This window comes from Dactylosporangium sp. NPDC049742, assembly GCF_040674675.1.
Classification (GTDB): Bacteria; Actinomycetota; Actinomycetes; order Mycobacteriales; family Micromonosporaceae; genus Dactylosporangium; species Dactylosporangium maewongense.
The window spans coordinates 73,933-83,090 of sequence record NZ_JBFANF010000003.1 but is presented as its reverse complement, the minus strand read 5'-3'; the positions used below and the strand labels follow the sequence as shown (position 1 = coordinate 83,090).

At 68.8% G+C, this 9,158-nt stretch carries 9 protein-coding genes; 4 read left to right on the top strand and 5 right to left on the bottom strand.

All coding sequences use genetic code 11. The annotated features are described in order from the left end of the window. Positions 1–30 precede the first annotated feature (30 nt). The 4 genes from AB0J72_RS05805 to AB0J72_RS05790 all read right to left on the bottom strand — a co-directional run bounded on the left by AB0J72_RS05805 (position 31) and on the right by AB0J72_RS05790 (position 1,648). A complete protein-coding gene (locus tag AB0J72_RS05805; protein ID WP_363394804.1) occupies positions 31–417 on the bottom strand; it encodes a hypothetical protein in 387 nt (128 codons plus the stop codon). Then, positions 410–775 (bottom strand): YbaB/EbfC family nucleoid-associated protein, encoded by a 366-nt coding sequence (locus AB0J72_RS05800; RefSeq protein WP_363394802.1) that lies wholly within the window; start codon positions 773–775, stop codon positions 410–412. Before AB0J72_RS05800 ends, AB0J72_RS05805 begins: the two co-directional genes overlap by 8 nt. Before the next feature lie 166 nt (positions 776–941). Further along, positions 942–1,250, bottom strand: a complete 309-nt coding sequence (locus AB0J72_RS05795; RefSeq protein ID WP_363394800.1) for a WXG100 family type VII secretion target — start codon at positions 1,248–1,250, stop codon at positions 942–944. A 38-nt stretch (positions 1,251–1,288) separates the two neighbouring features. Then, positions 1,289–1,648, bottom strand: coding sequence for a WXG100 family type VII secretion target (locus AB0J72_RS05790; RefSeq protein WP_350548554.1), 360 nt, complete (start codon positions 1,646–1,648; stop codon positions 1,289–1,291). Between the two features lie 141 nt (positions 1,649–1,789). Here AB0J72_RS05790 and AB0J72_RS05785 point away from each other — a divergent pair, with 141 nt between their 5' ends. Together AB0J72_RS05785 and AB0J72_RS05780 are read left to right on the top strand one after the other, a co-directional pair. Beyond that, positions 1,790–2,950, top strand: a complete 1,161-nt coding sequence (locus AB0J72_RS05785) for a hypothetical protein (protein ID WP_363394798.1) — start codon at positions 1,790–1,792, stop codon at positions 2,948–2,950. Beyond that, positions 2,950–4,860 carry a hypothetical protein gene (locus tag AB0J72_RS05780; RefSeq protein ID WP_363394796.1) on the top strand — a complete coding sequence of 637 codons (1,911 nt, stop codon included), beginning with the start codon at positions 2,950–2,952 and terminating at the stop codon, positions 4,858–4,860. The genes AB0J72_RS05785 and AB0J72_RS05780 overlap by 1 nt, the downstream gene beginning before the upstream one ends. A 43-nt stretch (positions 4,861–4,903) precedes the next feature. On the opposite strand, the gene AB0J72_RS05775 is transcribed toward AB0J72_RS05780, so the two are convergent. Continuing rightward, positions 4,904–6,580, bottom strand: a complete 1,677-nt coding sequence (locus AB0J72_RS05775) for a right-handed parallel beta-helix repeat-containing protein (RefSeq protein ID WP_363394794.1) — start codon at positions 6,578–6,580, stop codon at positions 4,904–4,906. A gap of 23 nt (positions 6,581–6,603) precedes the next feature. Between AB0J72_RS05775 and AB0J72_RS05770 the strand changes: the two genes are divergently transcribed. Together AB0J72_RS05770 and AB0J72_RS05765 are read left to right on the top strand one after the other, a co-directional pair. Continuing rightward, the gene (locus AB0J72_RS05770; RefSeq protein ID WP_363395316.1) at positions 6,604–8,232 is read left to right on the top strand and encodes a serine hydrolase; all 1,629 of its coding nucleotides are present in this window, start codon (positions 6,604–6,606) and stop codon (positions 8,230–8,232) included. A gap of 333 nt (positions 8,233–8,565) precedes the next feature. Further along, positions 8,566–9,141, top strand: coding sequence for a transposase (locus AB0J72_RS05765; RefSeq protein ID WP_363394792.1), 576 nt, complete (start codon positions 8,566–8,568; stop codon positions 9,139–9,141). The last annotated feature ends 17 nt before the right edge of the window (positions 9,142–9,158 follow it).

Here is a 9,158-nt window from a genome sequence, read left to right as displayed (position 1 = left end):
CGTATGTCGTCAAGCCGGTGCCCAGGTCACTCAGGTGCGGGCGGCGTTGTCGATGTCGGTGGCGCTGTCGTCGTCGGTCGCCGTGTAGGCCCACATGGCGTCCAGCGCGTGCTGGCCGAGGTTGGTCATGCCCTCGCCGAGCTTGCGGGCGTTGGTCTTCACGGCCTGGTTGGCCGTCGTCTTCTCGTCACCGACGCCGGACGGGACCATCTGGTGGTAACCGCCTTCGCCGCCTTCGCCGTGCAGGAAGCTGTCGGCGAAGTCGTCGCCGCCGAAGGTCGCCGTCTGGTCCAGCGGGTCGATCCGGGCGATCGCAGTCGACATGGTGCTGGTGAGCCGGCCGCCCAGGTCCTTGATCTTCTGTGCCGAGTTGAGCAGGTCGGCGGCGGTGCTGCCGAGAATGACGTAGTCACCCATCGTCGTCCCCCTGTCGCCGGATGTCGGCATCGTGGCTCTGGATCAGCTTGTTGATGTCCATGCCGCCGGCCCGGGCCGCGCGCATGTCCGACGGCAGTGCCTCGTCGTAGATCTCCTGTGCCTGCCGCGCCGATTCCTCGATGGCCTTGCGGACGGTGGCCACGATCGTCGCGGCCAGCTCCTTGGAGTTCGGCTTGCGGTAGACCCGAGGGTCGATCTCGAGCTCGATGAGGTGCCCGCGCGGGCCGACCACGGCCTTGACCGTGCGGTCGTCCGACCACGCGGTGCCCGTGACCTCGAGGGCTTTGCGCTGGATCTCGGGCAGCTCCTTGGTGACCCGCTTGAGATCGGCGAGCATCCCTTCGATCGCGCCCCAGTTGGGACGATCCACGGCACCTCCCCGTCAAGCCGCGATCACTGTGCCTCGGGTGTCCAAGTGTGCACCCGCCGAGGCTCCGGCGCAGCCCCGCCCCGGAACCCCGGCGGTCTTCGTCACATCCTTCGTGACCGGTCCAACGGACAGGTCAGATGCCCGCGGCGATCTGCTTGTCGACCGCCTGCATCCGCTCGGCCGACGCGCCCAGCTTCACACCGACCTGCGACAGGGCGGCTTTGATGTCGCTGATGCCCGAGTTCCACTCGGTGCGGGCGGAGTCGACCGCCTGGCCGGCGGCGCCGTGCCAGTCGGCGGCGAAGAGCTGGGTGAACTGCGTGTAGAGGTCCTCGAGGGACCCCTCGACCGCACCCGTGTAGGTGCCGATGGCGGTTGCTACGTCCGCGATCTGGCCGAAGTTGTAGGTGATGGCGCCGTCAGCGCCGTATCCCGCTCCCATGGATGTTCCTGCCTCTCGAAGGTCTCGTCGCGGAAGGGTCAGCCACGCAGGGCGGCGATGACCGTGGAGTCGCCGGTGGCGGCAGCCGCGGCCCGGATGTCGTTCGCCGCGTCATCGTCGTTGACGCCGAACGTCGAGGAGGCGTTGCTGATCTTCCCGGCGAGGTCGTCGAGAGCGTTCAGCATCTTCGTCAGGCCCTGGTTGAGCTGGGCCGAGGAGCCCTGCAGCGCGTTGTTCGCGGCACCGGACATGCCTGCCCCGCTGAGGCCGTTGATCCGGTCCAGCAGCTGCGCCATGCCGGTCGCGATGCTCTCGCGGGTCTCCATGCACTTGTTGGCCATCGTGTTGAGCTGGTCCTGGGTCGCGTGGACCGTGCCCACACCTGGTGTGTCGGTCAAGTTCGTCTCACCCCGTTTTCTGCTGTGGCTCCCGCCGGGGGAGCTCGCTGAGCGATGGATCGATACAACCCACCATAATGCGGCGTACCAGACGGTAGCGCCCCAGTTCAAGGTCGGTCCAGTCGGACAGGGTTAACCATTGTGGCGCTGTCCGGTTACGCTCGATCTGGACGAGGATGCCGGAGCGCCTCGGGCGATGGACCAGAGGCACGGATCGACGGGGGAGAGATCTTGGCTGAGCCGCACGACGACGTGCCCTACAACCCGTACCAGTCTCAGACCACCGCCAACACGAATCCGGCGTGGCTCGATGCCGGCCACAAGAACATCGACGCCGACATCGACGGCATGGCGGACTTCGCCAACAATATGAAGATCATCATGGAGAACCTCCGCGGCAAGGTCCCGGAGCTCAACCTGCTCGGCACCATGCCGATCAACGCGTGGGCGCCCGGCGCACTGCCCGAGGGTGCCTACACCGCGCATCTGATGCTGGCCAACTACAACGAGTTGCAGCAGTATCTGTCGTTCCTGGCGCAGGGGCTGATGAACACCGGCTCGGCCGCGCAGACCATCGCCAACGCCTATGCCGGCACTGACGGCTGGTCCGCCGCCGACCTGAACGCGGTCAAGTTCGCCTATGGCGACAGCAAGGCCGATCGGCCGGCCGGTTATCCGGAGGAATGGCTCAAGCAGGTCAAGACCTGGCAGGACGCCTACAGCGAGAACATGAGCTCCGGCAACGGTGCCGCGTCGGGCGTGGTGGTCCGCTGGACCGACCAGGGCACCTTCACCGACGCACAGGGTCAGCACAAGGTCGCCGTCAGCACCGACGGCGTGCGCCGCGAGATCATCACCAGGGTCGACCCGTACACCGGCAACACGGTGACCACGACGGTCGTGACCTATCCGCCGAACCCGAACGGGAAGACGGCCGAGGAGCGCGCGGGCTACACGCACACGAGCCGGGCGGATACCACGACATACGCCACGTCGGGCAACACCGTGCAGAAGCAGACCACCTATTACGGCAACGACGGCCAGGTGACCGGTTCGCAGACGCAGACGACGACCTACACCGACGGCGAGGTCTCGAGCACGCACACGCAGAACAAGGACAAGGACGGCAACGACACGACCGGCAACAGCGTGGTCACCAACGCCGACGACAGCCAGACCATCACCACGACGCAGGCCAACAAAGACCCCAAGGTCCTGCAGATCGGCGAGCAGACCGACGGTGTGGTCGGCGCCGGCGAGCAGCCCGCCCAGGACAAAATCAACCAGCTCAGGCCGCAGTGATGGCTGAAGACTGGCGGTACATGCGCGCGGAGATGCCGCACCCCGGCCCCTCCGGATCCGGCATGTGGTACAACGTGCCCGATCGATTCGACGTCGAGTTCACCAACCCGCCCAACGACGGCGAGAACGGCCCGTGGATCGAGGACATCCGCCGGCAGATCATGAACCAGCACCCGGAGGACATCTCCGCGCTGGCTGACCAGTGGTACCGGACGTGGCAGCTGCTTTTCGGCGTCCAGCAGGAGGTCCTGCAGACCAGCAACGACCTGTATGAGAAGGACTGGAAGGACGGCGACGCCCGCGACAAGTTCATGACCGAGGGGCCGGGCAAGATGCTGGCCTATCTGCAGTCATGGATGGACTCGGTGCTCGACAACATCGCCGCGCTGCGCGCACAGGTCACCATCGTCCGTGCCGCGCGCACGGAGATGGAGGGGATGTGGAGCCGGTACAAGACGGCCATCGACAAGGCGTCGGAGACCGACGGCACGTTCGGCAACTGGTTCTGGCACTACAACCTGATCCCCGGCGGCGACCAGACCGACTACGACAACGCCAACAAGCGTGACGCGATCGAGCAGGTCAACGAGAAGAAGAAGGAGTTCGCCCGCGAGGCGCAGGGGCTCGCGCACCGCACCGCGCAGCAGATCTTCCAGACCTACTCGACGATCGGCAACGGCCACGGCGCGCCGTTCTACCCGATGAACGCACTGATGACGCCGATCGGCCAGCCCAACCCGATCAGCCCCGGAGGGCCGCCCGGCGGCATGCCCGGCGGTCCGCCGCCGGGGCTCAATCAGAGCCTGCTCAACCTGCAGAAGAACCCGCCGGTCATCCCGAATCCGGTCTCGACCAACCCGCTGCAGCCGGTGCTCAACGTCACCAACCCGCCGAACGTGCTGCCGCCAGGCGGACTGCCCAACCCGACGATCGTGCCGCCGGTGCTGCCGCCCGGTGTCCGCCCGCCCGGGCAGCCCCTGGCGAAGCCGACGACCCTCAACCCGAACGTCACGTCGCCGGTTGCCAAGCTCGCCCCGAAGGGCCTCAACCCGGGCCTCATCCAGGCGAAGGGCATGGTCGCCCCGACCGGCGACATGACCCCCGGCGCGCTGCGCTCCCCAGGTTCGACCCCGCCGGCACCGCCGATGTCCAACCGCGCCCAACGGCAGAATCCGCGCGCCAACCCGGCCGGCACGGGCAGGCAGCAGGAGAAGCTCAACGGCATCCCGCGGCAGGGCGGGGTCGAGGAACCGTTCGCGCGGCAGCAGTCCGGCACCGTCCCGCCGGTCCTCAAGAACACGCAGCGCGGTGCGAGCGGCAAGCCCGGCAGCCAGTCGGAGCTGCACCCGCAGTCCCGGCAGGCGGCAGGCAGCACGTCGCCGCTGCGCCCTGCCGGGGCCGCACCGCCGGTGCTCAAAGCCCCGTCGCAGAGCCCGATGTTGCCGCCGGGGCAGCCCGGATCGCGCACCACACGCAAAACCACGACAGGCAACGGCCAGCCCGGCCAACCCGGTCAGCCGGTCCCGAACTCCGACTGGGTCGGGGTGGAGACCGCCCGCTCCGACGTGGCCGCGCCGATTCTCGACGCTCCGGAGCTGCCGCCGACGGGTGCCGCGGTGTCGAAGCTCGAGGAGGTCAAGCTCCGCGGGCGGGCCGCTGCGACCGGCGGTCGCTCCGGCGGGCAGCCGCGGGTCAAGGCCGGCCCGACGGTGTCGCCGGAGCTGACGGCGCGCAAGGCCCGCCGCGACGGGTCCGGCACGGGGTCCGAGGCCGACGAGTCCGGCGACCGGATCGTGACCGACGACGTCGCGTTCAGCGTCGAGACGCCCGGTGGAGGCGTGGTCGCGAAACAGCAGGACACGAGGGCCTACCGCCCGGAGGCGCCGACCGTCCTGGGTGGCGGCGCCTGATCCGTTGCCGGCTCTGCATGGAGGGTTTCATCTGCTGGTCGCCTCATCGTGCGGCGGCCAGCAGGTCCTCTAGGACGAGCATCCGGAGGTCCTCGCGACTCGGGACCCGGCCGAGGCTGCGCAGCCGCCCGGACTGCGCCTTGCGCATCCCTTCGAGCAGCTTGCGGGCCTCACGCGCGTTGCCGAAGTTCTGCCCGCGGTCCATCTGGTCGAACCACTCGTACAACGCGTCCTCGAGCCCGGGGGCGAAGACGTAGTCGTCGTTGCGGGCGATCCGTCCCGCGATCAGCACGAGCTCCTGCGGCGAGTAGTTCTCGAACTCGAGCGTCTTGGCGAACCGCGACGCCAGACCCGAGTTGGCGTCCAGGAAGTCGGCCATCTCGGCGGTGTAGCCGGCCACGATGACGGCGACCTGGTCGCGCTGGTCCTCCATCAGCTTCACCAGCGTGTCGATCGCCTCCTGCCCGAAGTCGGCGCTGGCGCCACCGGAGCGGGCCAGTGTGTAGGCCTCGTCGATGAACAGGACCCCGCCGAGCGCCTCCTCGAAGACGGTCGTGGCCTTTTCCGCGGTGTGGCCGATGTACTGCCCGACGAGGTCACGCCGTGAAACCTCCTTGAACTTGCCGATGGGCAGGACCCCGAGGGCCTTCAGCAGCTGCCCGTAGAGCCGGGCGACGGTCGTCTTGCCGGTGCCGGGCGCCCCGGTGAAGATGAGGTGGTGGCTGACCGCGCCGACGGCGAGGCCGGCACTGCGGCGCCACTCGTTGACCTGAATCTCGTCGATCAGCGAGCGGACCTCGCCCTTGACCCCGGCCAGCCCGATCATCGAGTCGAGTTCGGCGAGGAGCTTGTCGACCTTGTCGGTGTCCTGCTTCGTCGCGCCCTCGATCGCCTGCACGCCGACCCGCGGCCGGTGCCGTTCGTCGGCCTCGCGGATCGTCGGGCTGGCGCCCTCGTCGACGTGGATGCCCGGCGTGGCCGTCGACTCGACGCGGCAGCTCTCCACGAGCCCGCCGCAGCCACGGCCGAACATGATGCCGACACCGTGCGTGTCGTGGATCCACGTCTCCGTGATCGTCGGTGCGCTCTGGTGTGCGACGGAGACGCCGGCGTCGCCGGTGGCCGAGATGTCGCAGCGCTCGATCGTCGGCTTTGCGGCGTGGTACACGTAGATGCCGCGGAATCCACAGCCCTCGATCGTGCTGTTGCGGATGACGGGGCTTGCCCCGAGGCGCACGATCACCCCGTCGTCGGCGATGTTGCGCACCTCGCACTTGTCGACGATGCCGTCGGAGTCTTCGATGACCATCCCGTACTGCCCCTGCGTCACCTTCACATCGGTCGCCTCGACGTGCGCGCCGTCGGTGATGCTGAGCCCTGCCGCGAACACGGCACCGACCTCGCACGCCTCGATCGCGAGCCGGCCACCGGTGACGCTGACCGCCGGATAGTCGTCGGCGGTCAGGACCAGACCGCGCAGCGTGACCTCGGCTGACTCGCACGCCACGGCTGAGCCGCCGAGCCCTGTCGCGTCGAGCGTGACCGAGCCGGCCTTCCCCGCCGCGACGATGCTCACCTTGCGCCGCTGCAGCCGGACCACCTCGGCATAGGTGCCCGCCTCGACCGAGATCACCGCACCGTCGGTCGCGATTTCCAGAGCGTCCTGAATCGTCGGATATGCCCCGACCCGCTCCCGGGACACGATCAAAGTCTGCGCCATAACCCCACCGTCGACGGCAAACGATTGACGCGAGCGTACCTCGCGGCTCCCAGTCACTGTCGTTCAGCGAGGCTGATGGTGGAGTTGGGCGGCGCTGTTGCAATTGCCGATCGGGGGCCGCGCTGAAGCGAACGCCGACCGATCTTCAGATGGCGGTGGCGAGTTCGGTGAACGCCGTGGGACGGCTCGGCGACGTCACCTTCGACGGCGCGCACGGCGCGGTCGACCTCGACGAGGCCGCGAGCGTGCGCCTTGTCGCCCACGCCGGCGACATTTCGGTCGGCCGTCTGGGCGGCCCCGCGGAGATCAGCACCCAGCAGGGCGACATCCGCATCACCGAGGCCGTGCGCGGCACGGTCGTGCTGCGCACGCAGCACGGTGCGATCTCGGTCGGCGCCGCGCACGGAGTCTCGGCCTCCCTGGACGCCGGCACTTCTTCCGGCCGGATCCGCAACACGCTCAGGAACTCCGAAGGTGCCGCCGCCCAGCTGAACATCCGTGCGACCACCGAATACGGCGACATCACCGCCCACAACCTCCCGGCCTACGACGTGGCCGGCGGGCAGGATCGTCCGGAGTTGCAGCAGATCCTGGAGGCGTTCGTCGACGCCGGCTTCGGCAGCGCGGAGCTGCACATCCACGACGAACGGGGCGACTGGGACGGCCGCGCCGGAGTGAGCAAGCTGGGCGAGACCGCCGAGCCGCCGGTGAACGGGCAGGTCTGGGCGGGCAGTGTCCTCAAGACGTTCACCGCCACCGTGGTGCTCCAGCTGGTGGGGGAGGGCAAACTCGGGCTGGACGACCCGGTGGCCGACCACCTGCCCGAGCTCGGACTGGACGAGCGGATCACCGTCCGGATGCTGCTGCAGCACACCAGCGGGCTGTACAACTACACAGGCGAGCCCGACCCCGACGGAACGTTCGTGATGGGGCTCCCCTCGCAGGGCAAGGAGTGGGTGGACAACCGATTCCACACGTACCGGCCCGAGGAACTGGTGCGGTTCGCGCTGGCCAAGCCGGCGCGGTTCGAGCCGGGCACCGACCAGAGCTACGCCAACACCAACTACACGCTGGCTCTACTGCTGATCGAGAAGGTCACCGGCTGCTCCTACGCCGATCAGGCGCAGCGCCGGATCCTCGGGCCGCTCGATCTGTCCGACACCGTCGTGTCGGCCACCTCGCCGGATCTCCCCGGGCCGCACGCCCACGGCTACTACCGCTACCAGGACGCCGGCGAGTGGAAGGTGGCCGACGTCAGCCGCCAGAACCCCTCCCTGCTGGCCGGCGCCGGTGACCTGATCTCGACCGCCGGCGACCTCCGCACCTTCATCACCGCGCTGCTGGGCGGCAAGCTGCTGCCGGCCCCGCTGCTGGCCGAGATGCTCACGCCGCACGGCAAGTTCGGCCTCGGGCTGGGGCTGTGGGTGCAGGACCTGGGCCCGGGCAATGGCACGATCGTGCACCACAACGGCGGCGCTCCGGGCGGCTACGGAGCGCTGATGATCAGCAGGCCCGACGGCAGCAAGACCCTGACCGCCTCGCTGACCATGAGGGACATCGACCCGGCAGCAGTGTTCCCCAAGGCGTTGGCCGGGCTGATCGAAGCGGTGTTCTGCGACCGTCAGGCCCGGCAGGCCCAGCCGACGGACTGAGCGCCCAGCGGCCAGGCATTGAGGTGGCCTCTCCGGTCGCGCGCCAGCCACAACACGAATCGGGCCGAGCAGGCACAATCGGTCGACGATCCCGCCCGGGCCGGCATCGGCCGAGGGGTTGACTGCTCAGCCGTGGCGCGGCCGACCGGGTGCCATCCACTGTGGACTGCTGCGGGTGCCGCCCGGCGGACAGCCGAGTCCTGCCCGTCATGAGCGGTCGGCCAGGCGCAGTGCCTGGCCGGCCGCCCGGGCCAGCAGCGTGACGTCCGTGGCCACCAGGACGAAGCGGTATCCGCGCGCAAATCGCTCGGCGGCGGTCCCGTCGGGGCGGTCGTGACCAGCGCATGGCCTGTTGGCACCACTGGCGCGAACCACAAACTAGTCTCGTGCCTATGGAAGACGTTCAACGAACCGTGTTTCGTACCGCTCGGCCGACCTCCTCGGCGATCTGACCGGTCCAAGCCCGGTCGACCGCGGCAAGCCCGGCAGCAAGATCCATGCCATGGTCGAGCGTGGCGGCCTGCCGTTGACGACGGCCATCTCCGCGGCCAACACCCCCGACGCGGCCATCCTGCTGCCGCTGCTGGACGGCATGCCCGCGGTGGCGGGCCGGCGCGGCCGACCCCGCCGCCTGTCCACAAGCTCCACGCCGACAAGGCCTACGACCACAAAGCGCTGCGGGCGCAGGTCCGCCGACGCGGTATCACCGTGCGGATCGCCCGCAAGAAGGTCGAGTCCTCACAACGCCTCGGCCGGCACCGCTGGGTGATCGAGAGAACGCTGTCGTGGCTGATGCGCTACCGACGCCTGGTACGTCGCTACGACCGCTACGCCACCCACTTCGCCGCGTTCACCACCATCGCCTGCACCCTCATCTGCTACCGCAAGCTACTCAAAACTCCCAAATGAAACAGGGTCTTAAAGTC

Coding starts and splice junctions, on each gene's coding strand:
- AB0J72_RS05805 (WP_363394804.1), bottom strand. CDS start 417: ATGGGTGACTACGTCATTCTCGGCAGCACCGCCGCCGACCTGCTCAAC.
- AB0J72_RS05780 (WP_363394796.1), top strand. CDS start 2,950: ATGGCTGAAGACTGGCGGTACATGCGCGCGGAGATGCCGCACCCCGGC.
- AB0J72_RS05795 (WP_363394800.1), bottom strand. CDS start 1,250: ATGGGAGCGGGATACGGCGCTGACGGCGCCATCACCTACAACTTCGGC.
- AB0J72_RS05800 (WP_363394802.1), bottom strand. CDS start 775: ATGCTCGCCGATCTCAAGCGGGTCACCAAGGAGCTGCCCGAGATCCAG.
- AB0J72_RS05775 (WP_363394794.1), bottom strand. CDS start 6,580: ATGGCGCAGACTTTGATCGTGTCCCGGGAGCGGGTCGGGGCATATCCG.